The sequence below is a fragment of the Ruegeria sp. C10 genome, assembly GCF_056537805.1.
Genome location: NZ_JBQFSC010000004.1, coordinates 159,216 through 185,320, shown reverse-complemented (window position 1 = coordinate 185,320; position 26,105 = coordinate 159,216). Strand labels below are relative to the sequence as shown.

Annotated in this window: 22 protein-coding genes; 10 read left to right on the top strand and 12 right to left on the bottom strand. The window is 59.9% G+C overall.

What is annotated here, in order from left to right; translation table 11 throughout:
* Nucleotides 1–25 precede the first annotated feature (25 nt).
* Complete coding sequence (locus tag ACR0DE_RS17235) at nt 26–1,135, bottom strand: pyridoxal phosphate-dependent aminotransferase (RefSeq protein ID WP_170404245.1); 1,110 nt, start codon at nt 1,133–1,135, stop codon at nt 26–28.
* 149 nt (nt 1,136–1,284) lie between these two features.
* Between ACR0DE_RS17235 and ACR0DE_RS17230 the strand changes: the two genes are divergently transcribed.
* Nucleotides 1,285–2,067 carry a crotonase/enoyl-CoA hydratase family protein gene (locus tag ACR0DE_RS17230; RefSeq protein ID WP_480754431.1) on the top strand — a complete coding sequence of 261 codons (783 nt, stop codon included), beginning with the start codon at nt 1,285–1,287 and terminating at the stop codon, nt 2,065–2,067.
* On the opposite strand, the gene ACR0DE_RS17225 is transcribed toward ACR0DE_RS17230, so the two are convergent.
* The 4 genes from ACR0DE_RS17225 to ACR0DE_RS17210 form a co-directional block, all read right to left on the bottom strand.
* A complete protein-coding gene (locus ACR0DE_RS17225; protein WP_480561175.1) occupies nt 2,068–2,400 on the bottom strand; it encodes a DnaJ family domain-containing protein in 333 nt (110 codons plus the stop codon).
* Between the two features lie 39 nt (nt 2,401–2,439).
* The gene (locus ACR0DE_RS17220) at nt 2,440–3,600 is read right to left on the bottom strand and encodes a benzoate/H(+) symporter BenE family transporter (RefSeq protein WP_480754428.1); all 1,161 of its coding nucleotides are present in this window, start codon (nt 3,598–3,600) and stop codon (nt 2,440–2,442) included.
* Between the two features lie 146 nt (nt 3,601–3,746).
* The gene (locus tag ACR0DE_RS17215) at nt 3,747–6,908 is read right to left on the bottom strand and encodes a valine--tRNA ligase (RefSeq protein WP_480754426.1); all 3,162 of its coding nucleotides are present in this window, start codon (nt 6,906–6,908) and stop codon (nt 3,747–3,749) included.
* Between the two features lie 93 nt (nt 6,909–7,001).
* The gene (locus tag ACR0DE_RS17210; RefSeq protein WP_170404230.1) at nt 7,002–7,901 is read right to left on the bottom strand and encodes a phytanoyl-CoA dioxygenase family protein; all 900 of its coding nucleotides are present in this window, start codon (nt 7,899–7,901) and stop codon (nt 7,002–7,004) included.
* Nucleotides 7,902–8,078: 177 nt separating this feature from the next.
* On the opposite strand from ACR0DE_RS17210, the gene ACR0DE_RS17205 reads away from it, so the two are divergent.
* The 3 genes from ACR0DE_RS17205 to ACR0DE_RS17195 all read left to right on the top strand — a co-directional run bounded on the left by ACR0DE_RS17205 (nt 8,079) and on the right by ACR0DE_RS17195 (nt 12,626).
* A complete protein-coding gene (locus ACR0DE_RS17205) occupies nt 8,079–10,370 on the top strand; it encodes a xanthine dehydrogenase family protein molybdopterin-binding subunit (protein ID WP_480754424.1) in 2,292 nt (763 codons plus the stop codon).
* The gene (locus ACR0DE_RS17200; RefSeq protein ID WP_170397244.1) at nt 10,348–11,424 is read left to right on the top strand and encodes a DUF2235 domain-containing protein; all 1,077 of its coding nucleotides are present in this window, start codon (nt 10,348–10,350) and stop codon (nt 11,422–11,424) included. The genes ACR0DE_RS17205 and ACR0DE_RS17200 overlap by 23 nt, the downstream gene beginning before the upstream one ends.
* Before the next feature lie 110 nt (nt 11,425–11,534).
* Nucleotides 11,535–12,626, top strand: coding sequence for a Hint domain-containing protein (locus ACR0DE_RS17195; protein WP_480754422.1), 1,092 nt, complete (start codon nt 11,535–11,537; stop codon nt 12,624–12,626).
* A 53-nt stretch (nt 12,627–12,679) separates the two neighbouring features.
* Here the strand turns inward: ACR0DE_RS17195 and ACR0DE_RS17190 are convergent, their stop codons facing one another.
* Nucleotides 12,680–13,249, bottom strand: coding sequence for a GcrA family cell cycle regulator (locus ACR0DE_RS17190; RefSeq protein WP_170397240.1), 570 nt, complete (start codon nt 13,247–13,249; stop codon nt 12,680–12,682).
* 126 nt (nt 13,250–13,375) lie between these two features.
* Between ACR0DE_RS17190 and ACR0DE_RS17185 the strand changes: the two genes are divergently transcribed.
* Nucleotides 13,376–14,179 carry an ABC transporter permease gene (locus tag ACR0DE_RS17185; RefSeq protein WP_170612164.1) on the top strand — a complete coding sequence of 268 codons (804 nt, stop codon included), beginning with the start codon at nt 13,376–13,378 and terminating at the stop codon, nt 14,177–14,179.
* On the opposite strand, the gene ACR0DE_RS17180 is transcribed toward ACR0DE_RS17185, so the two are convergent.
* The gene (locus tag ACR0DE_RS17180) at nt 14,161–15,051 is read right to left on the bottom strand and encodes a DMT family transporter (protein ID WP_480754420.1); all 891 of its coding nucleotides are present in this window, start codon (nt 15,049–15,051) and stop codon (nt 14,161–14,163) included. The genes ACR0DE_RS17185 and ACR0DE_RS17180 overlap by 19 nt on opposite strands.
* A gap of 294 nt (nt 15,052–15,345) precedes the next feature.
* Here ACR0DE_RS17180 and ACR0DE_RS17175 point away from each other — a divergent pair, with 294 nt between their 5' ends.
* From ACR0DE_RS17175 to ACR0DE_RS17165, 3 genes are read left to right on the top strand one after another with little or no spacing between them, the layout of a single operon-like run.
* Entirely contained in the window at nt 15,346–16,533 is a 1,188-nt protein-coding gene (locus tag ACR0DE_RS17175; protein WP_480612807.1) for an acetylornithine transaminase, read from the top strand.
* A 27-nt stretch (nt 16,534–16,560) separates the two neighbouring features.
* The gene (gene argF, locus ACR0DE_RS17170) at nt 16,561–17,487 is read left to right on the top strand and encodes an ornithine carbamoyltransferase (RefSeq protein ID WP_480612809.1); all 927 of its coding nucleotides are present in this window, start codon (nt 16,561–16,563) and stop codon (nt 17,485–17,487) included.
* A 56-nt stretch (nt 17,488–17,543) separates the two neighbouring features.
* Nucleotides 17,544–17,888, top strand: a complete 345-nt coding sequence (locus ACR0DE_RS17165; RefSeq protein ID WP_480612811.1) for a 5-carboxymethyl-2-hydroxymuconate Delta-isomerase — start codon at nt 17,544–17,546, stop codon at nt 17,886–17,888.
* 27 nt (nt 17,889–17,915) lie between these two features.
* On the opposite strand, the gene ACR0DE_RS17160 is transcribed toward ACR0DE_RS17165, so the two are convergent.
* Both ACR0DE_RS17160 and ACR0DE_RS17155 read right to left on the bottom strand, forming a co-directional pair.
* The gene (locus tag ACR0DE_RS17160) at nt 17,916–18,512 is read right to left on the bottom strand and encodes a ferric reductase-like transmembrane domain-containing protein (protein WP_480754417.1); all 597 of its coding nucleotides are present in this window, start codon (nt 18,510–18,512) and stop codon (nt 17,916–17,918) included.
* A gap of 6 nt (nt 18,513–18,518) precedes the next feature.
* A complete protein-coding gene (locus ACR0DE_RS17155; protein ID WP_170397223.1) occupies nt 18,519–19,007 on the bottom strand; it encodes a peptidase associated/transthyretin-like domain-containing protein in 489 nt (162 codons plus the stop codon).
* Nucleotides 19,008–19,263: 256 nt separating this feature from the next.
* Here ACR0DE_RS17155 and ACR0DE_RS17150 point away from each other — a divergent pair, with 256 nt between their 5' ends.
* Both ACR0DE_RS17150 and ACR0DE_RS17145 read left to right on the top strand, forming a co-directional pair.
* The gene (locus tag ACR0DE_RS17150) at nt 19,264–20,229 is read left to right on the top strand and encodes a pirin family protein (protein WP_480754416.1); all 966 of its coding nucleotides are present in this window, start codon (nt 19,264–19,266) and stop codon (nt 20,227–20,229) included.
* Nucleotides 20,230–20,294: 65 nt separating this feature from the next.
* Nucleotides 20,295–21,269, top strand: coding sequence for a 2-dehydropantoate 2-reductase (locus ACR0DE_RS17145; protein ID WP_480754415.1), 975 nt, complete (start codon nt 20,295–20,297; stop codon nt 21,267–21,269).
* A 61-nt stretch (nt 21,270–21,330) separates the two neighbouring features.
* Here the strand turns inward: ACR0DE_RS17145 and ACR0DE_RS17140 are convergent, their stop codons facing one another.
* From ACR0DE_RS17140 to hrpB, 3 genes are all read right to left on the bottom strand, one after another.
* Complete coding sequence (locus ACR0DE_RS17140) at nt 21,331–22,809, bottom strand: inorganic phosphate transporter (protein WP_170397220.1); 1,479 nt, start codon at nt 22,807–22,809, stop codon at nt 21,331–21,333.
* Nucleotides 22,810–22,898: 89 nt separating this feature from the next.
* Nucleotides 22,899–23,357: an NUDIX hydrolase gene (locus ACR0DE_RS17135; RefSeq protein ID WP_170404203.1), complete on the bottom strand. Its 459-nt coding sequence runs from the start codon at nt 23,355–23,357 to the stop codon at nt 22,899–22,901.
* Between the two features lie 194 nt (nt 23,358–23,551).
* On the bottom strand, nt 23,552–25,990 hold the full coding sequence (gene hrpB / locus ACR0DE_RS17130) for an ATP-dependent helicase HrpB (RefSeq protein ID WP_480754414.1): 2,439 nt from the start codon (nt 25,988–25,990) through the stop codon (nt 23,552–23,554).
* Nucleotides 25,991–26,105: the final 115 nt, after the last annotated feature.

Sequence of the window (26,105 nt, the reverse complement as noted above, 5' to 3'; positions counted from 1 at the left end):
CGCGATAGGGGGCAGACAGCCCCCTTTACGAGGCTCGGGCTTTTGCTAAGGCCGTGGGCAGAGCAGCTTCAAACGCCGCCATTTCCGCCTCACCTCCGCAGCTGACCCGAATGCACCGGTTCTGGGGCGCGGCAAATGGCATCCGCACGAACACGCCTTGTTCAACGTGCGCGTCCAACACGGCCTTGGCAAACACCCCATCGCGCCCACAATCAATCGCCACAAAGTTTGTCGCAGACGGCAAAGGCAGCAGACCATTCGACCGTGAAATCTCTTCGATGCGGTTCCGGGACCCGGCAATCCTTTGCTGCACATGCGTCAGCCAATCTTCATCTTTTAGCGCGGCCAATGCCCCTGCCTGCGCGGCTCGGTTCATGCCGAAATGGTTGCGCACTTTGTTGAAGCTCGCAATCAACTCGGATGAGCCGATAGCATAGCCTACCCGCGCCCCGGCCATGCCATAAACCTTGGAAAACGTTCGCATCCGGATCACACGTGAATCATCAGCAGCGACAGGTGCAGCGGTCCCTTCGGGCGCGCATTCGACATATGCCTCGTCAAGAACCACCAAACAGCCCTCTGGCAAAGCCTCCAGAGCGGACACGATATCCTCACCTGAATGCCATGTTCCCATCGGGTTGTCCGGGTTGGCCAGATAGACCAACTTGGCGTCTACCTCCGCCGCTTTGGCGAACAGTGCCGTCGGGTCCTCGTGATCGTCGCGGTAGGGGACCTTGTGCAATACCCCACCAAACCCGGCCACGTGGTAATTGAAAGTCGGATAAGCTCCATCCGAAGTCACAACTGCATCGCCGTGACCAACCAACAGGCGCACCAGATAGCCCAGCAACCCGTCAATGCCTTCGCCAACCACGATATTTTCAGGCGCAACCCCATGATGTACCGCCAGCGCATGGCGTAGTTCGTAATTCTCGGGATCGCCATACATCCATATCTCGCCTGCGGCCCGTTGCATTGCATCGATGGCGCGCGGGGACGGGCCAAACACGCTTTCATTCGCACCGATCCGGGCCACGAAGGGCGCGCCACGTTGGCGCTCCTGCGTTTCGGGGCCGACAAAAGGCACGGTCGCGGGCAGCGTGAGGGCAAGCGGGGTATAACGAGGACCAGTCATGGCCGCAGATAAGCGCAACCGATCAGGTGGGGCAAGCCTTGACAGAAGTTCAAAGGAGGCTTCGGATGTGCGGTTTGCCCTGACGTCGCTGTGGCGCTGCTGGCGTCTTGCTGGCATGTTTACACAACAAAACACGCCCCGGAGGTCCCATGTCCCGCGTTTCCATCGAATACAAAGACCACATCGCACGTGTCACGCTGACCCGTGGCGACAAGATGAACGCGCTGGACGATGCGATGATCAAGGCGATCCTTTCGGCCGGTCAAGAGGTCGCCGCAGCCGACATTCGCGCCGTGGTGCTATCGGGGGAAGGCAAAAGCTTTTGCGCTGGGCTCGATATGGCCAGCTTTGCCAGCATGGCGCACACAGACCCAAGCGAATGGCTGATGACCCGCAGCCACGAAGATGCCAACGAAATGCAGGAACTTGCCTTGATCTGGCGGCGCGTCCCGGTGCCGGTGATCTGCGCTATTCAAGGCGTCGCCTATGGCGGTGGGCTACAGATTGCGCTGGGTGCTGACATCCGCATCGCGCATCCCGAAGCCAAGCTGGCAGTGATGGAGATGAAATGGGGCATTATCCCCGACATGGGCGGCATGGTTCTGCTGCCAGAGCTCGTGCGCTCGGACGTGCTGCGCCTGCTGACCTATACCGCCCGCCCTATCGCAGCGCCACAGGCGGCAGATTGGGGGCTTGTTACCAAACTGTCGGATGATCCCCTGACCGAAGCGCTGGCGCTGGCCGAGGACATCGCGGGTAAAAGCCCGTCCGCCATCCGCGCCGCCAAACGGTTGATTGATGTGGCCGAAACCCGTGACCGTGCTGATGTGCTGTTGGCCGAGTCTACCGAACAGGTCGACCTGATCGGTAAGTCGGATCAAATGGAAGTTGTCATGGCACAGATGCAGGGCCGAAAGCCCGAGTTCAAATGATCACCGCATGAATGCGCGCCGTGCATCGCGGGCCATGTTGTATCGCATCTCAAGATCAGCAATCTTTTTCATTGCGGCCCTGCGGTCCTGATTGTCAGGCAGCGCTGCAAACTCCTTGCGGGCGGCGTCGAGCTGTTTCTTGATGTCGAACTCCTCGGGTAGCACTCCGGCCTGCGCCATGATCCGATGACCCGCAGCAATGGCGGGATCGCCTTGTGCCTCGCCCGAGCGGTCGGGTAACGGGGCACCTTCGCCTTCAAGACCCTGCAGTTGGCCTTCGGCCTGCGCCTTTATGATCTGGCGTTCAATCAGTTTTCCAAGCGATCCGAACATGCGCTCATTTTACCGCCTGAGGGGTTCTGATGAAAGGGCTCAGCGCACTCGGTTTGTTGCCAGATATGCGATACCCCCAGCCAACAGCCCCCAGACTGCCGCGCCCAACCCAAAAACCGTTATTCCAGAGGCTGTGATGGCCAGTGTCAAAATAGCCGCTTCGCGCTCGACAGGGACGTCCAGTGCGGCATGCATGGCATTGGCCAGGACCCCGATCAGGGCCACACCTGCCAGAGTGCCCATAAGCAGCGGGTCGGCATGGGCGGCAAAACTGGTGATCGCCACGGCAAAGATACCGAAGAGGCAGTAGAACACGCCACCCATGATTGCCGACCAATAACGCTGCGCCGGTTCGGGGTGGCTTTCCTCGTTGGAACACATCGCTGCGGTGATTGCGGCCAGGCAGGTTGCGGGCGCCCCGAAAGGGGCCGAAAGCATGCTTGCGCCACCGACGGATGAAAACAACCGGCCGGGAACAGGATCAAAGCCAAAGCTGCGCATCACCGCGACGCCGGGGATATTCTGTGTCGCCATCGTGACGATAAACAGCGGTACGCCGATCCCGATGGCCGACGCGACCGAGAATGATGGCATGGTCCAGATCGGAGCCGCGATCAAACGATCCGGCATCAATTGGGCATCTCCTGCGTTCAGCGACACAATGATAGCCGCCGTGACCACAGCTGCCGGAACTGCGATCAACCGATTGAAACGGCCCGCGACAAACCACGTCAGGATCACCGGCAACGCCTGCCATGGAATCTCGATCGCCGCCTTGAAGGGCACAAGGCATAGTGACAAGAGCACACCTGCCAGCATTGCTTGCGCCAGTGTTGTGGGAATTGCTGCTGCCAATCGTCCCAGCGGCTTCCACAGCCCTGCCAGAACCGTTAATGCTCCGGCGCACAGGAACGCACCAATCGCGCCTGAAAATCCCTCGACCGGGGTGGCCGAGACGGCTAACAGAGCGGCCCCCGGAGTCGACCACGCAACGCTGATCGGCATTTTGTACCGCAGGCTGAGGACGATGGCTGCAAGCCCCATGGCAATCGCCGCACTCATCAGACCCGAGGCGGCTTCCTGCGATGAAGCTCCCATCGCGCCCAACCCCTGCAGTACGATGGGAAACGAGCTGAAGAACCCGACAATGGCCACAACCAACCCGGTTGAGACGGTCTGCATCGGAGGGAAAGATCGCATCGTCAGTGCCTCGCCAGGTTGTTTCGCCGAAGTGCTAACAAGCGGGGCGTGGCGTGAACAAGGGGAAAGCTCTGAGGGTAAAGAAAAACCTCACCGCCGGTTGGGTGGTGAGGTTCGATTTCAATATATCAGCAGCAGGAAAAAGATCAGGCGATTTCAGCCAAACGGGCGAGAGCTTCGTTTAGCTTGGCTTCTTCTTCTTCGCGGGCGGCAAGGTTAGCTTTGGCTTCCGCAACAACCTCTTCCGGGGCCGATGCCACGAATTTCGGGTTGTTCAGGCGTCCGCGCAGACCGCCGAGTTCCTTGGCCAACTTGCCTTTGGCTTTTTCCAGCCGTTCCTTTTCCGCACCAATGTCGATGATGTCCGCCAGTGGCAGGCCAAAGGAGGCACCGGGGGCGGCAATCGAGATCGTGCCCTTGGGCAGTTCATCCGCCTTGGTCAGGCTGTCGATCCGCGCCAGACGTTTGATCAGCGCTTCGTTGCGGTCCCATGCCGCTTGGCCGTGCGCGTCAATCTCCGTCACCAGCATCGGCACGTAGAGGCCAGCAGGAACCCGCATCTGTGCGCGGGCCGAGCGGGTGTTTTCGATCACCGAGATCACCCAGTTCATTTCTCGATCCGCATCCGCGTCGATCAGGTCGGCAGCCGCATAGGTCGGCCAATCTGCGTGTACAACCATTTTGGGCCGCGTGCCGGTCAGGCCCCAGAGTTCTTCGGTGATGAAAGGCATGATCGGGTGCAGCAGGACCATGCACTGATCCAGAACCCAGCGCATGGTGGCGCGGGTTTCGGCCTGTGCCTCGGCGTCATCGCCTTGCAGCAGGGGTTTCGACAGTTCTACATACCAGTCGCAGACCTTGCCCCAGACAAAGGCATAAAGCCCGTTGGCCGCGTCGTTGAAACGATAGCTTTCCAGCGCCGCGTCGACCTCTTCCCGCACACGGGCGGTTTCACCGATGATCCAGCGGTTCACGGCGGCTTTGGGTTTCAGGTCAGCCACGTCCAGTTGCGGGACAGCGTCGGTGAAGACCTCATTCATCTCGGCAAAGCGGACGGCGTTCCACAGTTTGGTGCCGAAGTTACGGTAACCTGTGATGCGCTCGCGCGACAGTTTCAGTACCCCGCCAATAGCCGCCATCGAGGCATTGGTAAAGCGCAGCGCGTCAGCACCGAATTCGTCCACGATCTCCAACGGGTCGATCACGTTGCCGGTGGTTTTGGACATCTTCTTGCCCTTCTCGTCGCGGACGAGCTGGTGCAGATACACGGTGTGGAACGGGATCTCGTTCACTACGGCCAGTTGCATCATCATCATCCGCGCGACCCAGAAGAACAGGATGTCAAAGCCGGTGATCAACACATCGGTTGGGAAATAGCGCTCTAACTCTTCGGTCTTTTCGGGCCAGCCCAGCGTGCCGATAGGCCAGAGGCCGGAAGAGAACCATGTGTCGAGCACGTCGGGGTCGCGCCAGACCGGGTAGACCAGCTTGGTCGGGTCTTGTTCGACTGCGTATAGGGCAAGGCTTTCGGCGAATTGATGGATCGCTTCCTGCTTATCGGCAACTTCGATGACCGTCGCGTGGCTCAGCGGGCTGGGTATGTTGGCATTGTCGTCGAGGAATTTCTCTGTAACTGCCTCAAGGCTTGCCGCGCATTCCATGACATTGCCACGATGCAGCATGCCGCCTTCGTTCAGCAAACGACCCAATTCGACCAAATCAAGGTCGCCGTCGTTTTCGTCGTCCTTGAAATTCTCAGCCGAGAGATCGAGGCCATACCAAACCGGTATCTGATGCCCCCACCACAGCTGGCGCGAGATGCACCAGGGCTCGATGTTTTCCAGCCAGTGGTAATAGGTCTTCTCGCCCGATTCAGGGATGATCTTGACCGTGCCGTCCTTGACCGCGTCCAGCGCAGGGCCGACGACCTTGGCGGCGTCGACGAACCATTGGTCGGTGAACATCGGCTCGATGACGACTTTCGAGCGGTCGCCGAAGGGCTGCATGATCGGTTTGCTTTCGACCAGCGGCACCAGCCTGTCCGCGCCTTCGTGTTCCGGCTTTAAAGCGGTCGAACCCAGACGTTGATCATCCGCGCGAGTCATGACAGCCAGACCGTCTGCAGTGATCTCCTCAACCACCTTCGCACGTGCCTCGAACCGGTCGAGGCCACGCAGATGATCAGGTATCAGGTTGATCGCGTCGATCTCGTTCTCGGTGAACTCACGCCCGCGCGCGTATTCCTGCGCCTTGTCCGCCTCTTCGGCATAAGGCGCACCATCGGCGCGCATTGCGCCTTTGGTGTCCATCAGGCGATACATTGGAATGCCGCCGCGCTTGGCGACCATATTGTCGTTGAAGTCATGTGCACCGGTGATTTTCACCGCGCCCGAGCCGAAATCTGGATCAGGGTAATCATCGGTGATGATCGGGATCTGACGGCGATGCTCTTTCGGGCCAACCGGGATTTCGCAAAGTTTTCCGACGATGGGCGCATAGCGCTCATCCGATGGGTGAACCGCAACTGCGCCGTCGCCGAGCATGGTTTCGGGGCGAGTCGTGGCGATCGAGATATAGTCGCGCTCTTCCTCCAGCACGATATTCCCGTCCTCATCTTTCTCGACGTAGGTATAGGTCTCGCCGCCCGCCAGCGGGTATTTGAAGTGCCACATGTGGCCTGCAACTTCGATATTCTCGACCTCAAGGTCCGAAATTGCGGTCTCGAAATGCGGGTCCCAATTGACCAGCCGCTTGCCGCGATAGATCAGGCCCTTTTCGTACATGTCGACAAAGACCTTGATCACCGCGTCGTGAAAATTCGCAGAATTTTCGTGGCCCGTGCGCGGGTCACGCGGCGCACCCGCCATAGTGAAGGCGTTGCGCGACCAATCACAGGACGAGCCCAGGCGCTTGAGCTGCTCGATGATCGTGCCGCCGTATTCTCCCTTCCATTCCCAGACCTTGTCCAGAAACGCCTCACGTCCCAGCTCACGACGTCCCGGCTGCTGGGTGTTGGCCAACATCTTTTCCACCTGCATCTGCGTGGCGATACCAGCGTGGTCCTGACCAGGCTGCCATAGCGTGTCGAACCCGCGCATCCGGTGCCAGCGGGTCAGAACATCCTGCAGCGTGTTGTTGAACGCGTGGCCCACATGCAGCGCACCCGTCACGTTCGGTGGCGGGATCATGATGGTAAAACTCTCGTCGCGCGATTTGTTCGCGCCTGCCTTGAAGGCTCCGGCCGCTTCCCAGGCCTGATAGATGCGGGCCTCGGCCTCGGCCGCGTTGAATGTCTTTTCCATCGCCATGGGATGCGTCCTGCGTCAACAATATCGGGTCAGCGCCTGCAATAGCGAATGGACGCAGGAAGGGGAAGGCCCTGCGCGGCGGTCCTGCAATGATCAGCCGGGATTTGATGGGGCGGGCGCATAAAGATCCAGCTTTTCGCTGGCCCCTTGCCCCATCGCCTTGGCCTGATCGCTGCGGATGCGCGCGTGCAGGTCCAGCGCCTCAGGAGCAAACAGCTCGGTCGGCTCAGGGATATGGATGAAATTCCCCACCCGGTCCTCGCCCCGCGCCAGAATGGCATAGTCGCGATCCGCCACTTTTTGCTGCGCATTGGGGTTGAGATAACGGATAGCCAGGCCAATTCGACGATCATCAGATACGTTCGGCCCTGACCCGTGAATGGTCAGCCCATGGTGCAGCGACATCTGGCCGGGCTGCAGCTCGATATGGGTTTTGTCTTCCTCTGCGACATCGACCGCCACCTCTTGCCCACGCGACAGCAAGTTGTTGTCGGAAAACGTATCATTATGCGGCAGGATCGGGTTCTTGTGGCTGGCCTTCACGAAATCCATGCAACCACTTTCAACCGTCGCAGGGGATAGCGCGATCCAGGCGGTCAACTGGTCCGAGGTTTCACCCATGCCCCAATATGTCAGGTCCTGATGCATGCCCACCACTTGCGTCGTGCGCGGTTCCTTGATGAACAGCTCAGCCGACCACAACAGCAGGTCTGGGCCCAAAACACCTTCGACAACGTCCAAAACGCGCGGGTCCAACGCGATGCGAGTGGCAAATGGCATCACCACATGCGCGTTGATGCGTTTGTACATGTTCAGGGGTAGCGGCAGGTCAGCCTCGCGCCAGCTGGCCTCGACATCTTCCAACTCGGCACGGTACCCGGCGGCTTCTGCGGCAGAGAACACGGGGATCGGAAATATAAACCCATCATCCCAATAGGCCTCGGCACTTTGGCTGTCCAATCGGCCATTCGTCAGCTTGATTTCTTTGGGCATGGAAACCTCCACTCGACTGAATTTAGGTTCAGCCTAGGCGCGGCCCAGATCGGCGCGCAACGCTGTTTCCAGACATGAATGTCGCTTTCAGACCGTGCGGGGTTAATTTTCTCAGCCACTGGACAAGGTCCTGCTTCACGCTAGGGTCGCGCATTCAGGCAGCCAGAGGATCATCTCATGGAAAAATTCGGCAAAAGCCAGCCCATCAAACGGACCGAGGACCAGCGGTTTCTGACCGGGCAGGGACAATACATGGACGATTCTGTGCCCGAGAATGCGCTGTTCGCAGCATTCTTTCGCAGCCCGGTGGCGCATGCCACGATCACGTCGCTGGACCTTGAAGATGCACGTACAGCGGATGGGGTGCGCTTGGTCATGACGCTGGAAGATCTGACTGCTGCCGGGATCGATACGGTGATGAACGCGACTACAGTCGCCAACCGCGACGGCAGTCAAGGCGCTGCGTCCGAGCGGAACATGCTGGCCAAGGACCGCGTGCGTTTCGTCGGAGAACCCGTTGCGGTCGTCATTGCCGACTCGTTGTTACAGGCCCGCGATGCAGCCGAATTGATCTGGATGGAAACCGAGGACCTGCCGGTCAAGATGGATGTCGCTGCGGGTGGGGAACCTTTGCATCCACAAGCCCCCGACAACCGCGCCTTTGACTGGGGCTTGGGTGATGAGAAGGCGACCAATGCCGCCTTTCAGGCAGCGGCGCGCACCGTCGCGCTGAACGTGCATGACAACCGGGTCATCGTGAGCTCGATCGAACCGCGTGGCTGTCAGGCCGATTGGTCGGATGGCCGTATGCATTTCTCATATGGCGGGCAGGGTGTCTGGGGGATGAAAGCGCAACTGGCACAAAAGCTGAAACTGGACCCCGAGGCGATCCGCGTCACTACGCCAGATGTCGGCGGCGGATTTGGTATGAAGGCGATGCCTTATCCCGAATATTTCACCGTTGCTGTTGCTACCATGAAACTGGGCCAGCCGGTGCACTGGATGTCGGACCGGTCCGAAGCGATGTTGTCCGATCACCACGGCCGCGACCTGACCTCACTGGCGGAGCTCGCCTTTGATGCCGATCACAAGATCACTGCTTACCGGGTCCACAGCAAGATCAACCTTGGCGCCTATAACAGCCATTTCGCGCAGGCGATCCAGACCAGCCTGTTCAGTAAGGTTTTGATGGGTGTCTACGATGTTCAGACCACCTACTTGCGGGTCGAAGGATTCTTCACCAACACCACGCAGGTCGACGCCTATCGCGGTGCCGGGCGACCCGAGGCGATCTATGTGCTGGAACGCGTCATGGACCGTGCTGCGCGTGAGTTGGGGCTTGATCCGTGGGAGTTACGGCGCAAGAATTTCATCCGACCCGAAGCTTTCCCCTATAAGACCGCAACCGGCGAAACCTATGATGTGGGTGAGTTCGACATGGTCCTCAGCCGCGCCGCCGAACAGACTACGGGCTTTGAGGCCCGCAAGGCGGCGGATGCCGAAAACGGTCTGATCCGGGGTCAGGGGCTTTGTTACTATATCGAAAGTATTTTAGGAGACCCTTCCGAAGGCGCGAAGATCGAGTTTTGCGAGGACGGAACGGTGAACCTCTATGTCGGCACTCAGTCCAATGGGCAAGGGCACGAGACCGTCTATGCCCAGTTCCTTTCGGACCAGACAGGGATTCCTTCGCACCTGATCAATGTTGTGCAAGGCGACACGGACAGGCTGGCGCAGGGCGGCGGAACCGGCGGATCACGCTCGGTAACGACCCAAAGCAACGCGACACTGGTCACAGTTGATACGATGATCGCCGCATTCACGCCCTATCTTGCGGATAAGATGGGTATCGAGGAAATCGATGTGACCTTCGACCATGAAACCTTCCGCGCGCCGGGGTCCAACCTGACCCCCACGCTGACCGAGGCGGCCGAGATGGCGCGCGCGGACGGACGCACGGATCTGTTGCATCACGAAGCCCGCGCCACGCTAGATGCACGCAGCTATCCCAATGGTGCACATGTTGCCGAAGTCGTTATCGATTCTTTCACTGGTGAAACATGGGTCGACCGCTACACGGTGGTGGATGATTTCGGCAATCTTATCAACCCGATGCTGGCCGAGGGGCAGGTGCATGGCGGGGTAGTGCAGGGTATCGGCCAAGCACTGACCGAGCATGTTGTTCATGATGCCGCGGGGCAACTGCTCACGGCTTCGTTCATGGACTACGCCTTGCCCCGCGCTGCTGAGATACCCATGATAGAGTTTACCTCGGCGCCGGTTCCGTCAACCGCCAACCCGATGGGGATGAAAGGCTGTGGCGAGGCAGGCACCGTGGGCGCACTGGCCGCAGTGGCGAACGCGGTACAGGATGCGCTCTGGGATCACGGGGTGCGGCAGGCGGATATGCCTTTCACACCTCACAAAGTTTGGGAATTGTTGACGCATGGTTCTGTCGCGGCTGAGTAGAAAGGTACTGGGATGGCTCGGACGGCCTCTGCGGTCCGAGCACTCGGCCGAAACGCGCCACCGCGAACCTGTCAGCCATGTCATCATTCTTGACGGCACCATGTCGACGCTGGAAGCAGGGCGGGAAACCCACGCGGGCCAGACCCTGCGCCTGTGCTGCGAGATGGGCAGCCAGGTTTCGGTTTTCTACGAATCCGGCGTGCAGTGGGAAAGCTGGAAGTCGACTATGGACGTGATGATGGGGCGGGGTATCAACCGTCAGATTCGTCGGGCCTATGGTTATTTGGCTTCGCGTTACAAACCCGGTGATAAGATCTTTTTCATCGGCTATTCACGCGGCGCATACGGGGTCCGCAGCCTTGCGGGCGTGATCGATGCTATCGGGTTGCTCAAGGCCGAACACGCCACTGTCCGCAATATCAAACAGGCCTATCGACACTATGAATGTAACGCCAATGGCGAAGCGGCGGCGGTCTTTCGTCGGGAGTTCTGTCACGAGGATGTCGCCATCGAGATGGTCGGCGTCTGGGACACGGTCAAGGCGCTGGGCCTGCGCCTGCCGCTGCTCTGGCGCTGGGCCGAGGAACGCCACGCCTTCCACAACCACCAGCTTGGCCCGGCCACCCGCCACGGCTATCACGCCATGGCGCTGGACGAGACCCGCGAAGTGTTCGAGCCGGTGCTGTGGAAATGCACGCCTGACTTCAAAGGCCATATCGAGCAGGTTTGGTTCCGCGGCACCCACGGCGATGTTGGCGGCCAGCTGAACGGGTTCGAAGAGGCCCGCCCTCTCAGCAACATCTCCCTGATCTGGATGCTGGACAAGGCCGAGCTGCACGGCCTGCCCCTGCCCGAAGGTTGGCGCGACCGTTTCCCTACCGATCCGCATGCGCAATCCGTGGGCACCTGGCGTGGCTGGGGTAAGATTTTCCTGCTGCGCAAGCATCGCAAAGTAGGGCGTGACCGGTCAGAGAAACTGCATGTCTCGGTTTCGCCCGAGGAACTACCCCGATGGGTGCCGATGCCAAATCTGCCTTCGCATCCGGCGCAGTGACAGAAGCAACAGCTTGCCTTCCTACGAAAGATGTATCAACAGCAGCCACAGCATTTCTGTCCCGTCAGTGCCGGGTGGACGTCTTAGCATCATCGAAAGACATGTGATTTATGCCGGATCCATACTTTTCTGAGCTCAAATACTTAGGTGGCCCGACCCTGGATTTTATCGAGGTCGCGGTTGACGCTGGTACGGATGTCTCGGGGTTGGTCGTGACGATCTATTTGAGCAATGGCTCGATCCGAACCACCAATACTCTGGCCGGTATCACGCCGACAACGGTTGCCGGTCGCGATATCTATGTCATCGACACGACAAGTTCCGGCACATTTAACGGATTGGGTAAAACCAATGGTATCTCGCTTTCCGAAGGTACAACGGTTTATCAGTTTAATTCTTTCAGCGATCCTCCAAGTCCCGGCCCGATCACTGCGAACACTGGCCCGGCCAACGGTATGCAATCGACAGTCATCGGGCAGGCCGGCGCTGGCGATTCCCTGATTTCGACCGACAATGGCGGTACATATACAGTCAATACCGATCCCACCCCGGGCAGCATCCCCTGCCTGACTGCGGGCACACTCGTATCCACTGATTTGGGTGCGGTGCCGGTAGAAGATCTGAAGCCTGGCCAGCTGCTTTTGCTGGCGCGGGGTGGCAATCAGCCTTTGCTGCAGATCATGCGCCGTTCACTCACTGCGCGCGAGTTGCGCCGCAATCCGAAACTCTATCCAGTGCGAATTTGCGCGGGCGCACTTGGACAAGGCCTGCCCCGACGTGATCTGCTTGTCTCGCGTCAGCATCGCATGCTGGTGTCCTCGGCGATTGTGAAACGCATGTTCGGTCGTTCTGAGGTTCTGGTCGCCGCGATAAGGCTGACCGATCTGCCGGGGGTTTATGTCGATGAAACCGTAGACAGCGTCACGTATTTCCATCTGGTCCTGGCGACGCACGAAGTGATTATCGCCGAGGGTGCCCCGACCGAGAGCTTGCTGATAGGACAGGAAGCGTTGAATTCACTCCCTCCTGCAATGGTCGAGGAACTTACTGTATTGTTTTCGGGCATTTCGACCGGGAGCCTCTCGGATACCAGTTATCTGGTGCCGGACAACGCGCGTCAGAAACAGCTGGTGTCGCGCCACGCTCAACACGCCCGATCATTGCTATCCGACTATACGGAAAGCACCCGTTCCGAAGACTAATGTCGATCGCGCGCTGGCCAATCAAGGCCAACCCCCGCTGTCATTTCTAAGAATTACCGCCGACGATCCCGGCGCGAGCTCATCGGCTGGAACGCCACGCCCACATGTGCCTCGCAATAGGGTTTGCCTGCCTCGACCGGCAGGCCGCAGAACCAGAAATCCTCGGTCGCGGGGTCGCCGACGGGCCATTTGCAGGTCTTTTCGGTCAGCTCCATCAAAGACAGCTTCTTGGCCTTCTTTTCAATCTCGTTGACCTTGGCCAAAGCCTCGGGGCTGATCTCATTGGCCGACGGTTGCGGAGGCAGCGGCTGGCCGGCGGGTATGATCTGGCGACGGGCCGGGGTGACCGGTTTGGCCTCAGGGGCTGGCACCGGACGGGCCGGTTCAGTCTTGGGTGTCGGTTTCGGTTTGGCCTCGGCCTTGGGCGCGGGGGCCGGTTTTTCCTTAGGCTCGGCCTTTGCCGGGCTTGCACCGGTGGCGCGATTCGACAGACCCAGACGGTGCACCTTGCCGATCACCGCATTGCGGGTCACGCCGCCCAGTTCCTTGGCGATCTGGCTGGCCGACTGGCCCTCGCCCCACATCTTTTTCAGCAGCTCTACACGCTCGTCAGTCCAGGACATCATTTGCCTTTCAAAAGCGGAAAGCGGCCCCGGATTCGGGCCGCCTTGGGAAATCATCTCAGCGCCCTATTCTAAACACTGCGGCCCGAGTTACAAGCGGTCTTCGAATCAGGTATGGGGCAGAGCATGCATAATCTCATGGATCACGACGCACGCCGCTTTGGCGCGGTGAATTGGATGGGCCTCTATACACTGGCGCAGCGCGAAACCCTGCGCTTTCTGGCCGTGTGGACGCAGACCCTGCTGGCACCGCTGGTGACGGCAGGCCTGTTCCTGCTGATCTTCAACATTGCCATTGGTCCCAGCCGACCGGATGTGATGGGGGTGCCGTTTCTGACCTTTCTGGCACCGGGCATCATGATGATGACCGTGATTCAGAACGCCTTTGCCAATACATCGTCATCGATGGTGATCGCCAAGGTTCAGGGCAATATCGTCGATACGCTGATGCCGCCGCTATCGCCGCTGGAAATCCTGTTGGGTTATCTGGCCGGAGGCATCGCCCGCGGTATCCTGATCGCCCTTGTCGTCGCAATCGCTCTGGCGTTGGTTCTGGGCATCGTGCCGCAGAACCCGATGATCGCACTGATATTCGTGGTTTTAGGCGGCGCGTTCATGGGCGCGCTTGGGCTTTTTGCCGGGATTTTTGCCAACAAGTTCGACCAGATGGCGGCTATCACCAATTTCATCGTCACGCCTTTGGCTTTCTTGTCCGGCACTTTCTATTCTGTGCAGTCGCTACCGCCAGTGCTCAATCGGCTAAGCCATGCGAACCCGGTCTTCTATCTGATTGACGGGTTGCGCTATGGGATGATCGGCGTGTCCGACAGCTCTCCTTGGTTGGGCATGGCGATCTGCGCCAGCGCGACGTTGTTGGTTGGAGGATTGACCTGGCAGATGTTGCGCACCGGCTACCGGCTCAAGGCCTGACGGTGTATCGCCTCGCGCCAGACCAGAATCAGACCTCCGGTCAGGATGATGGCCGAGCCGATCAGGCTGATCCCATCCGGTATCACCTTGAATACCGCGAAATCGTAGAAGGCAGCGAAGATCAGCGTAGCATAGCTGATCGGAGCCACAAAAGAGGCATCCGCCCGCGCCATTCCGTTGACGAAACAAGCCTGCGCACAGGCCATTAGCACACCAATCGAGGCCAGCGCCGCCCATTGCTGAGGCGTCGGCATCTGGAAAACGAAACTTACCGCGACTGTCGCAATGGTCAGACCCATCGCATTGTTGATCAGCAGAATCTGGATCGGTATTTCTCGGCCCGAGAGCTTTTTGATAAAGATCAGTTCCATCCCAATTATCACTGCTGCGGTCAGGGCCAGTAATGCAGCGGGTTGAAAGCTAGCGGGCGTTGGACGCAACAGAACCAAGGCACCGATCAAGGCCACGATGGCGGCCAACCAGCGCCACGGGCCGACACCTTCTTTCAGCAGCGGGATCGCCAACATCATGGCAAAGACCGGGTTCAGGAACGAGATAGCCGTCGCATCCCCAATCGGTATGAAAGCAACGGATGCAAACATCAGCGTGATCCCCAGCCAGCCGAAGCTTGTCCGTCCGATATGCAGACCCCAATGCGGGCGGCTCAGGCGGGGGCGCATGATGCCGACGGCTGTCACGATTACCAGAAAGGCAAATAGAAACCGCCCATGGCTGATCTGCATAGGATGCAGGGCAGGGCCAAGCACATCCGTCCCCAGTGCTTTCGCCAGCAATGTGGTCCCTGCGAGAAAGGCGCTGGCCGCAAGGATCAGCAGGGCCGCAAGGGCAGGATTCTGACGTATCGGTGTCATGGTTCAGCCGTGCGCCAGCGTCGGGTAAATGACAAGCGGTAAATCCCGGTCTCAGAATGATTTTTGCCCCGATCGCAAAAACGGGGTTTTCAGACCCGGTGCGCCCCGCTATATGGCTTCACATGATCAATACCGCACATACCCTGCGCCTCCGACGCCGACGCCTGACCGCATAATCGGCCCGTTTGATCCATTTGCGCTGTCCAAATCCGCGCAAACCCCACCAAATCAGTTGACGACCATGGCCCCAGTGTATCACTCACAGGGCTCAAGCTATTCGAAAAGGATGATCCGATGATCCCGTCCGTTCTGCCGACCTATAACCGCGCGCCCCTGACATTCGTGAAGGGCGAAGGCGCCTGGCTGACCGAGGCGGATGGCCGACGTTTTCTGGATCTGGGCGCGGGCATAGCGGTAAACGCGCTGGGTCATGCGCATCCGGCGCTGGTGGCGGCCCTGACGGAACAGGCGCATGCGCTGTGGCATGTTTCAAACCTCTATAACATCCCGCAACAGCAGGCACTGGCGGACAAGCTGGTGGAACACACCTTTGCCGATACGGTGTTCTTCACCAATTCGGGCACCGAATCCTGCGAATTGGCCGTCAAAATGGCCCGCAAGTATTTTTATGACAAAGGTCAGCCCGAGAAGGTCGAGATCATCACCTTCGACGGCTCATTCCATGGCCGGTCATCGGCGGGTATCGCCGCCGCCGGGTCCGAGAAGATGACCAAAGGCTTTGGACCGCTGCTTCCCGGCTTTGTGCATCTGACATTCGGAGACCTCGACGGTGTCACCAACGCCATCACCGACACCACGGCAGCCATCCTGATCGAACCGGTTCAGGGCGAAGGCGGCATCCGCCCCATTCCGGATGCAGAGCTGAAAGCCTTGCGCCAGATTTGCGATGATAACGGCCTTTTGCTGATCCTCGATGAGGTCCAATGCGGCGTTGGGCGGACCGGCAAACTCTTTGCCCATGAATGGGCCGGCATCACGCCGGATATCATGATGGTCGCCAAAGGCATCGGCGGCGGTTTTCCTCTGGGTGCGGTTCTGGCCACCGAAGAGGCCGCCAGCGGCATGACGGCAGGTACCCACGGCTCGACCTATGGCGGCAACCCCTTGGGCTGCGCTGTAGGCTGCGCGGTGATCGATCAGGTCGCCACTCCGGCCTTTCTCGAAGGGGTGAATCGCAAGGCGGGCCTGCTGCGTCAGAAGCTCGAAGGCCTGATCGCGGACCACCCCGAAGTATTCGAGGAGGTGCGCGGCTCAGGCCTGATGCTAGGCCTGAAATGCAAACCCGCCAATATCGACGTGGTCAATGCAGGTTATGACAACGAGGTCATCACCGTCCCTGCTGCTGATAACGTGATCCGGCTGCTGCCGCCGCTGACCCTCACCGAGGATGACATCGCACAAGCCCTGATCCGCCTCGAGAAAACTGCGGCACAAGTCGAAAACGCAATGGCTTCGGCCTGAACTCGCCTGATTAAAAAGTGAATTAAAATGAACCACTTCCTTGATATCCACAAAACTGACGCAGGTGATCTGCGGAACATGATCGATCAGGCCAGAGCGATGAAACAGGCGCGCCTTGGGCGTCCCAAAGCCGCCCCCGACGACGAGCAGCCTCTGGCAGGCCGCATGGTTGCGCTGATCTTTGAAAAGCCATCAACGCGGACCCGTGTGTCCTTCGATGTTGGCGTGCGCCAAATGGGCGGGCAGACCATGGTGCTGTCCGGCAAGGACATGCAGCTGGGCCATGGCGAGACCATCGCCGACACCGCCCGGGTCCTGTCGCGCTATGTCGACATGATCATGATCCGGACCTTTGATGAAACCATCCTGACCGAGATGTCCGAATACTCGGACGTTCCCGTCATCAATGGTCTGACCGATCGTACACATCCCTGCCAAATCATGGCCGATGTGCTGACCTATGAAGAGCATCGCGGCCCCATCGCAGGAAAAAAGGTCGTCTGGACCGGCGACGGCAACAATGTCTGCGCTTCATTTCTGCATGCCGCCGGTCAATTCGGTTTCGACCTGACATTCACCGGCCCGGCGCAGCTGGACCCGGAAGAAGAATTCATGGGGCTTGCACGCCAGAAGGGCTCGAAAATCGTGATCGAACGGGACCCGCACAAAGCTGTTGAGGGTGCCGACCTTGTAGTCGCCGACACCTGGGTCTCGATGCACGATTCCCAATCCGCGAAGGAGCGCCGCCACAACATGCTGCGCCCCTATCAGGTCAACGCCGAGCTGATGTCGCATGCCAAGCCAGACGCGTTGTTCATGCACTGCCTGCCCGCGCACCGCGAAGAAGAGGCCACATCCGAGGTCATGGACGGCCCGAACTCGGTGATCTTTGACGAGGCCGAAAACCGCCTGCATGCGCAAAAAGCCGTGATGCGCTGGTGTCTGGGCGTCTGAGGCCGACAGCAATCTGGGAGAGCCATAGATGGCTCTCTTAAATCTCGGAGCAACCAATGCCACACATCACTCTGGAATTCTCTGCCGGGCTCGAAAAAACTCATGATTTTCAAGCCATCTGTGAGCAGCTCTATTCCGTGCTCGCCGCGCATGAAGAATTCGATGCCCCAACACTCAAAATCCGCGCCACCTCGTTTCCGTATTTCCGCATCGGGACCGAACCGCAGACCTTCATTCATGCCACGCTCTTGTTGCTGCAGGGCCGTGATGAGGCAACGCGCGTCGAGTTGAACGCGATCATTCTGAATGTTCTGGCTGCGTCTGCGCCCACGGTCGGCAGCATCACCGTGCGGGATGTTGAAATAGATCGCGCGACCTATGCCAAACGCCTGTCAGCCTGACGCGGCCCCGGTATGCGTATGGGAGGACTAAGCGCGTCGGGACACTTCCCAGACCCGTAATCTGGCGAGCGTAGCGACGCACGCCAGAACTACCAGCACACACAATGCGATCTTGGTCATGATCTCCATCGTGCCCTCAATCATCAGGGCGTGTACGACACTGCCCAGTATGGTTACCAGCGCCAGTCCTGTGTGCCCCAGACGCCAGAGCCGAAATCGCAGGTTCAGGCGTAGGCGCAGAACGCCCATCGTTGCTGCAGCAAAACCCGTCCACATCGCGATCACACCCCAGACGGAAAAGGGTGTGGCTGATACGAATAGAAGCGCGTCCACGACATCCGGCGGGCTCGTGATCCACAAACCGCCCACATGGATTACGATCGCTGCGACAAGGGCCAGACCGCACCGCCTGTGCCATAAGCGGCTGCGCACAGGTGAAAGCCCAGGCAACCAGCGTCCGGCCAGCAAGGGTTGCATCAGCAGAAGGCACATCCCGACGATGCCCGCAAACCCGGCTAGGATGTAGATCGGCTCGCGCCACGCCAGATAAGGGCTGAATGCTGCCGCGATAACCGGCACCAGAAGGGCGACAATCAACGCTGCCCAGATCAGTATGCGCCTCAACACGTATCAGGCAGGCTGCAAGACGAAATGCGCTGCAAGCGTTTTGTCTTTCGCGCTCGACATCACCGGGCGCAGGAAAACCGTTTCGAATTCGCCGCTGTCATAGGCGAGATGCCCATGCGGTTGGCCAAAGGCGGGCACGATTTGTGGCATCTCAAGCCGAAATTCACCGTTCGCATCCGTCAGCGTCGCCCCATGGCTGCGCTGGTCGCGCTCGTGCCCCTCGGTCGTATGCGCCCAGATCTGGATACGCTGGCCGGGCAAGGGGGCTCCGTCGCCTGCGCGGCGCACGGTGCCGGTCATCCAGAAACCTCCGCCGCCGATGCGCTGCACAATAGGGGCGCCGGGGCGATAGTTGTTCGATCCGCCCCGCATGGACGGGGTCGGTGCAACGCCCTGCGCCCGCGCGGGCGTGGTCAGCCCGGCCGTGCCTAGCGCTGCAAAACAGCCCGCCGTAACCAACGCGCTGCGGCGGGTAAGAAGAACGTGCGACATCGAGAGGGCTCCTTTCGATAACGGGCATGTTGTCTGGCCTGATACTCAATCTAGCACGTTTGTTGCGAAAGCCGAGTTAAGCTGGTCTGAAGATCGGGTCATTTCATCACCGTCACGTGAGCGTTTCCGCCGTTTCCGCCCATCGTGCACTGTATATGTGCACTCATGCGCTATGCCAGATAATAAATCATACTATATTCCACATTATCAAACATATTGAAGCCCAAGCCAGATCCTGACCCAAGGGAGAGCGAGAATGAGCTGGAATCCGACCCATACCCCCGACTGCCGGTCCGAGAACCCGGCGCTGGACAGCCTGATCATCCCCCGTGCCCGTGATCTGGGTGGGTTCGAGGTGCGCCGCGCGCTACCCTCGGTCAAACGGCAACTGGTCGGCCCCTTCATCTTCTTCGACCAAATGGGTCCGGCCGAATTCATCACCGAAGGCGGTATTGACGTACGGCCGCATCCCCATATCGGACTTGGTACCGTGACCTATTTATATCAGGGCGAGTTTGAACACCGCGACAGTCTCGGCACGCATCAGATGATCTATCCCGGCGAGGTCAACTGGATGGTCGCTGGGCGTGGTGTGACCCATTCCGAACGTACCAGTGACCAAACACGCGGCAAGAAACACAGCCTGTTTGGCATCCAGACTTGGATCGCCTTACCCGAAACGCACGAAGATATGGCCCCCGATTTCGAACACCACAAACAGGGCGCGTTGCCTCATATTCAGGATGCAGGCGTCAGCGCCCGCCTGATCCTTGGTTCCGCCTATGGCGAAACCAGCCCGGTCACCATGCTGTCCGAGACCTTTTATCTCGACGTCCAGCTAGAACCGGGTGCCTCCTTCCCGCTGCCCGACAATCACGAGGATCGCGGTGTCTATGTCACCACAGGCTCGGTCGAGATCGCAGGCGACAGCTTTGAGGCGGGTCGCATGATGGTCTTCCGCCCCGGCGATCACCTGTCCGTGAAGGCCGGACCACTGGGTGCGCGGCTGTTGCTGCTGGGCGGCGCGACCTTGAACGAAGATCGCTACATCTGGTGGAACTTCGTCTCCTCTTCGAAGGAGAAGATAGAAACGGCCACACGCGAATGGAAAACTGCCGACTGGGCGAACGGCGCCTTCCACCTGCCGCCCGGTGATGATCTGGAGTTCATTCCGATCTCGGAAGACCTCGAACGCACCCGACCCAGACGCGCCCGCGTCTGACCTCACGTCACGCTGGCTCCGTTGAACGATCCCGGCGATCCTTGGAGGCACAGCGGAGGTAAGCCATGAATATCGTCATCGCCGGTGCAGGCAGCATTGGCTGCTTTTGCGGCGCATTGCTGGCCGCAGCGGGACACAGCGTGACACTGCTGGGTCGCGCGCGGGTGCTGAACGCCATCCGGGGACAGGGGCTGACGGTGACAGATTTCTCGAACCTGCATCGTCACGTCGCCGCCGCACAACTCACGCTCAGCGAAGACCCTGCCTGTCTCGGGGATGCCGAGTTGGTCATCGTCACGGTAAAAACAGGCGCGACCGGCGAGATGGCAGCGCTGATCGCCGCATACGCCACGGAAACGGCCCCGGTTCTGTCTTGGCAGAATGGGCTCGAGAACGCCCGCACCCTGCGCACCGCTCTTCCCGGACGCGACGTTCGGGCTGGAATGGTGCCGTTCAACGTGGTGCCGACGGGCCCGGCAACCTATCACCGCGCCACATCGGGCGAGATCGTCATCGAGCATGGCTCCCGGTCTCTGGCTGAACGCCTAAGCGCCCCAGATCTACCCGTCAGCGAAAGAGACCAGATCGAGGCAGTGCAATGGGGTAAGCTGGTGATCAACCTCAACAATGCATTGAACGCATTGTCCGGCCTGACCTTGCAAAACCAACTGCTCGACCGAAACTGGCGTCGCCTGATGGCTGATCAGATGGCCGAGGCGCAGCGTGTTTTGAAAGTCGCCGAGATCGAGGCCACCTCCACAACGCCACTACCCGCATGGATGACACCGCACATTCTACGTCTGCCAACGCCAATTTTTACACGAATTGCGGCAAAAATGCTGATCATCGACCCAAACGCGCGCACCTCGATGGCTTATGATCTGACGGCGGGACGCCCGACCGAAATCGACAGTCTACAGGGCGAAATCATCAAACTCGGCCAACAGTACGCGATCCCAACCCCGATCAATAGCCGAGTCTCTCAACTCATCCACCAATCACCGGACACGCCGCTCACAGTCGACCAGATCATAACCTGATCCGTCTCTTCATCTGGCCTAAAATACCTCGGAGCGCGAGGCAGAGCCTCGCAAAATCCGATCAAGCGAACGCAGTCAAAACCCAGAAAATTAGCGCCGACATCACTGCCGCTGCCGGTACCGTGATCACCCAGGCCGCCACGATGGTCATGAAATGCGACCGCCGCACCAGCTTGCGCCGCCGCCGTTCCTCGCGCGCCAGTCGCAGCTCTGCAGGCCGCTGGCGGTTCGAGTATTTCCACCGCCGTTCTGCATGCCACTCCCGATAAAAGCCAACACCAAAGACGGCCCCAACCGCGATATGAGTCGAACTGACCGGCAGACCCAGCCAACTGGCGACGATGACCGTGATCGCCGCCGATAGCGCGACACAGAACGCCCGCATCGGGTTCAGCTTGGTGATCTGGCTGCCGACCATACGGATCAGCTTGGGACCGAACAGGAATAGGCCGAACGAGATGCCAAACGCGCCGATCACCATGACCCATGTCGGGATCGATACTTTCGTGGCAAAATCTCCGAACTCGGCCGCATGCACGATCGCCGCCAATGGACCCACCGCATTGGCCACATCATTGGCCCCATGCGCAAAGCTCAAAAATGTGGCCGAAATCACCAGAGGCAGACCAAACAATGTCTTCAACGACCGGGTCCGGTTCTCCAACCCTTCAGACTTGCGCTTGACCCACGGTACCGTCGCAGCCCAGACCAGGCCGCCAAAGGTCAGACCGATCAAAAGGGCAAATTGAAGATCAATTTTGACGATCCGCTTCAGGCCTTTGACCGACAAGTAGGTGGCAAACGCCCCTGCCATCACGGCAACCAGAATGGGCACCCAGCGCCGCGCTGCCGCGATCTTGTCGTCCTGATACTGGATCTTGTGTTTGATCAATGCCAGAAAGGCGGCTGCAATCATCCCGCCCAAAACGGGTGAGATCACCCAACTGGCGGCAATCGCGCTCATCGTGCCCCAACTCACCGCGCTCAGGCCCGCTGCTGCAATGCCGGCACCCATCACGCCGCCGACCACCGAATGCGTGGTCGAAACCGGTGCCCCGACCCAGGTAGCCAGATTGACCCACAGTGCCGACGATATCAGGGCCGCCATCATCGCCCAGATGAACACATTGCTGTTCTGCACCGACATCGGATCGATGATGCCCTTAGAGATGGTCGAAACCACATCCCCCCCTGCCAGCAACGCGCCTGCGCTTTCTGCGATGGCGGCAATCAGGATGGCTCCGCCCATGGTCAGAGCATTGGCCCCCACTGCCGGGCCCATATTGTTGGCTACGTCGTTGGCACCGATATTGATCGCCATGTAAGCGCCGAATGCCGCAGCTGCGACAACGATCACGCCACCATCGGCCCGTCCGAACAGAAGCGCTGCAGCCAAACCTGCCAGCGCGATAAAGGCCAGTGCAATTCCGGGGGCCAACAGAGGACGCGATACTTGGGCATTGGCGTGCTCAACGCGCGAGATACGCTGCAGGTCGCGGTCCAGTGCGTGCCAACGGGCTTTGGTGGGGTGGTCTGACATCGGTTCACAACGGCTGTTTTGAATGATGCCCGCCGCTAAACGGTTCCAATGGGCGCGGCAACCTTTGTCATCAGTTTTTTACAATATTGTTACAATTGCAGTAGCAAGTCGCGCAATTCCGGCTCTTGCACGCGTTCGGCGGCCACCTTCGGGGACACCCAGCAGCGCTTACGCTGATCGGACTCGGGGAATACATCCGCCAAATCGGTCACCTCGATCCGATAAACGCTGGTGATCACCGGCAACGCCGTGCCGTCATCCAACCTTTTGTCGTAAGAGTAATGACCAACGGGATCTTTCTGCACCTCAGTCGCGCGCACTCCAGCCTCTTCCCAGGCTTCCCGCAATGCGGTTTCCGGCCCGTTGAGCCCATCAATGGGCCAGCCTTTGGGGATAATCCAGCGTCCGGTGCCCCGACTGGTGATTAACAAAACGTCGTCACCGGGACCTGCCTTGCGGGTACACAACGCAGCAACCTGCACCCGGCTTGGGCGCTGGATCAGCGGTCGCGCGACCTCTTCCCAGATGTTGCGTATCCATGTCGTCATGTCAGGCCTGCTCGGGCGTATTCTTTTTGTAATTCGAAGAAGTTACATAATCATGTATTGCTGAGTTAACAATACCGCCCTCGGATAACCGCAAAATATGGCCTGAACTTTCAGTGTTTCGTGTATTTTTGCAGCAATTTGTGCGCTTTCCGCCGTTTCCGCCAATGAGGCTTATCAACGCCCACCTGATCAGCTTAGCCTTTGCGCCGCTTCGCGCGCAGCGTCGGATCCGCCTGAGTTGGATCTTCGGGCCAGGGATGTTTTGGGTACTGCGCCCGCATGTCCTTGCGCACATCCGCATAAGACCCGGCCCAGAATCCGGGCAGATCACGGGTGATCTGGATCGGTCGCTGGGCCGGTGACAGCAGCGTGATCTTCAAAGGCTCGCCCCCAACCACCGGATGTTGCGTAACGCCGAATACCTCTTGTAGCCGAACCGAGATTTCGGGCACCGCACCGCCATAGTCAATTGGCAGCTTGCGGCCCAACGGAGTCACAAACGAGCCCGGCGCCCGCCGATCCAGTTCATGCATCTGTTCCCAGTCCAGCCGGGCACGCAGCGCGGGCAGCAGGTCGAACCGCTTCCAGTCATCGGCATTGCGCACGCCCGAGAGCATCGGCAGCAGCCAGTCTTCCAGCGTATCCATCAGCCCGGTTTCCGAGAAGTCCGGCAAATCAGCGCCTTCCGCGCGGATCAACTCGACCCGAGCGGCCAATCGCGCTGCGGCCCCGTTCAGCCGCACACCCAGATCGCGCACCCCGTCCAACATCGCCCGCGCCAATGCATCCTCGGGGACATCTTTCCAGATGCGGTCGTCCAGCGTGATTGCTCCGAACCGCTCTTGCCTGCGCGCCACGACACGGCGTTCGCGTTTCGACCAGTCGCAGCTGTCGACCCACGCGATCTGATCGCCGAATAGATCGCGAATTTCCCCCTCGGAAATCTGCGCTGCCATGCGCACGCGCGCTTCACGCGGGTTCCCATCCGTATCCGTCACCACAAGATAAGGTGCACCCGCCAGCGTATCACCGGCTTCCAGCACGACGCCTTTGCCACCCGACAGGACATAACGCGGGACATCTCCCTTGCGTCGCTGTCCGATGCGATCAGGATAGGCCAGCGCCGCCATCGCTGCCGGGCTCAGACCGCCCGCATCCTTAGATTGCGCGCGCAACCGCTTTGCTTCGCCCTTGATCCGATCCAGCGCGCCCATGTTGACCTGCCAGACCCGATTGCGCTGAAACGCGCGCACGTCCCGCAGCACCTCAAGCCTCAAAGACAGATCGACCGGAGCACCCCTTAGCGGATCGCGTTCCGCCATCAGCGCCGCCAGTGTCGCGGCCTCAGGTCCCGCGTGCAGCAGCATGTGCCCCAGCCGAGGATGCAGCGGCAGCGCCGCCAGCGCCCGCCCATGTTCGGTGATCCTACCTTTGCCATCCAGGGCACCCAGCATCGCCAGCAACGCGCGCGCCTCAGCCAGCGTGCCTTCGGGCGGCGCGGTCAGAAATGCAAGATCACCCGGTTCTGCGCCCCAGAGCGACAATTCTAACGCCAGCCCGGTCAGATCGGCAGCCTCGATTTCGGCAGGCGGGTAGGCGGCCAGCGCACCTTCTTCGCCATTCGACCACAGCCGATAGCATACACCTTCGGCCACACGCCCCGCGCGGCCTGCGCGCTGCGTCGCTTCGGCCCGCGTCACCCGCTCGGTCACCAGCTGCGACATGCCTGATCCGGGATCGAACCGCGCCCGCCGGGCTTGCCCCATATCGACCACCACGCGGATATCGGGAATAGTCAGCGAGGTTTCGGCAATCGACGTCGCCAGAACTACCTTGCGACCTTGCTTAACCGGCGAAATCGCCGCGCGCTGGGCGGCAAAGGGCAGTGCTCCGAACAAAGGCCGCACTGAACAGGTGTCGGGTAGACGGCTGGCCAAAGCCGCCTCGGCCCGCCGAATTTCACCTTCACCGGGCAGGAACACCAGCATGCCCCCTTTGGTTTCCCGTTCGGCTCGCACCACCAGATCGATCAGCGCGTCCAGTCGCCGCGCCTGCGGCCCCAAAGGCCGGTCCAACCAGCGGGTCTCGACCGGATAGCTGCGCCCTTCGGATGTCACCAGAGGCGCGTTCATCAGCTGGCCCACCGGTTCAGCATCCAGCGTCGCGGACATCGCCAGCAAGATCAGGTCATCGCGCAACGCTCCAGTCACCTCAAGGCACAGTGCAAGCCCAAGATCGGCGTTCAGGGACCGTTCGTGGAATTCATCGAATATCACAGCACCTACGCCGGGCAGGTCAGGTTCGGATTGCAGCATCCGTGTCAGGATACCTTCGGTCACAACCTCGATGCGCGTCGCCTTTGAAACTTTCACGTCTCCACGGACACGATAGCCCACGGTCTGGCCCACGGGTTCACCCAGCGTCTCGGCCATGCGTTCGGCGGCGGCGCGGGCGGCCAGCCGCCGGGGCTCCAGCATGACGATCCGGCCCTCGCACAGACCGGCCTGTAGCATCTCAAGCGGCACGCGGGTTGTCTTGCCCGCACCCGGCGGCGCCTGCAGCACCGCGCGCCCATGCGTTCGCAAGGCGTTCAGAAGATCGGGAATGGCGTCATCAATGGGCAACCGGGTCATATCGCCTTATCGCCAAAGCCTCGGCCAAGGTCCAGCGTCGCCAAACTCGGCTCCGGTTGGGGCTGGACAAACCGGGTCATCCCCCCTCATCTAGGGCAAATTCCAGCCGGGGACT

Bases quoted from the DNA above. Each gene is read 5' to 3' on its own strand.
- ACR0DE_RS17235 (WP_170404245.1), bottom strand. From the start codon at position 1,135: ATGACTGGTCCTCGTTATACCCCGCTTGCCCTCACGCTGCCCGCGACC.
- ACR0DE_RS17205 (WP_480754424.1), top strand. From the start codon at position 8,079: ATGGAAAAATTCGGCAAAAGCCAGCCCATCAAACGGACCGAGGACCAG.
- ACR0DE_RS17150 (WP_480754416.1), top strand. From the start codon at position 19,264: ATGAGCTGGAATCCGACCCATACCCCCGACTGCCGGTCCGAGAACCCG.
- ACR0DE_RS17145 (WP_480754415.1), top strand. From the start codon at position 20,295: ATGAATATCGTCATCGCCGGTGCAGGCAGCATTGGCTGCTTTTGCGGC.
- ACR0DE_RS17155 (WP_170397223.1), bottom strand. From the start codon at position 19,007: ATGTCGCACGTTCTTCTTACCCGCCGCAGCGCGTTGGTTACGGCGGGC.
- ACR0DE_RS17175 (WP_480612807.1), top strand. From the start codon at position 15,346: ATGATCCCGTCCGTTCTGCCGACCTATAACCGCGCGCCCCTGACATTC.
- ACR0DE_RS17220 (WP_480754428.1), bottom strand. From the start codon at position 3,600: ATGCGATCTTTCCCTCCGATGCAGACCGTCTCAACCGGGTTGGTTGTG.
- ACR0DE_RS17215 (WP_480754426.1), bottom strand. From the start codon at position 6,908: ATGGCGATGGAAAAGACATTCAACGCGGCCGAGGCCGAGGCCCGCATC.
- ACR0DE_RS17200 (WP_170397244.1), top strand. From the start codon at position 10,348: ATGGTTCTGTCGCGGCTGAGTAGAAAGGTACTGGGATGGCTCGGACGG.
- ACR0DE_RS17140 (WP_170397220.1), bottom strand. From the start codon at position 22,809: ATGTCAGACCACCCCACCAAAGCCCGTTGGCACGCACTGGACCGCGAC.
- ACR0DE_RS17190 (WP_170397240.1), bottom strand. From the start codon at position 13,249: ATGTCCTGGACTGACGAGCGTGTAGAGCTGCTGAAAAAGATGTGGGGC.
- ACR0DE_RS17135 (WP_170404203.1), bottom strand. From the start codon at position 23,357: ATGACGACATGGATACGCAACATCTGGGAAGAGGTCGCGCGACCGCTG.
- ACR0DE_RS17230 (WP_480754431.1), top strand. From the start codon at position 1,285: ATGTCCCGCGTTTCCATCGAATACAAAGACCACATCGCACGTGTCACG.
- ACR0DE_RS17225 (WP_480561175.1), bottom strand. From the start codon at position 2,400: ATGTTCGGATCGCTTGGAAAACTGATTGAACGCCAGATCATAAAGGCG.
- ACR0DE_RS17165 (WP_480612811.1), top strand. From the start codon at position 17,544: ATGCCACACATCACTCTGGAATTCTCTGCCGGGCTCGAAAAAACTCAT.
- ACR0DE_RS17180 (WP_480754420.1), bottom strand. From the start codon at position 15,051: ATGACACCGATACGTCAGAATCCTGCCCTTGCGGCCCTGCTGATCCTT.
- ACR0DE_RS17210 (WP_170404230.1), bottom strand. From the start codon at position 7,901: ATGCCCAAAGAAATCAAGCTGACGAATGGCCGATTGGACAGCCAAAGT.
- hrpB (WP_480754414.1), bottom strand. From the start codon at position 25,990: ATGACCCGGTTGCCCATTGATGACGCCATTCCCGATCTTCTGAACGCC.
- ACR0DE_RS17185 (WP_170612164.1), top strand. From the start codon at position 13,376: ATGCATAATCTCATGGATCACGACGCACGCCGCTTTGGCGCGGTGAAT.
- ACR0DE_RS17195 (WP_480754422.1), top strand. From the start codon at position 11,535: ATGCCGGATCCATACTTTTCTGAGCTCAAATACTTAGGTGGCCCGACC.
- argF (WP_480612809.1), top strand. From the start codon at position 16,561: ATGAACCACTTCCTTGATATCCACAAAACTGACGCAGGTGATCTGCGG.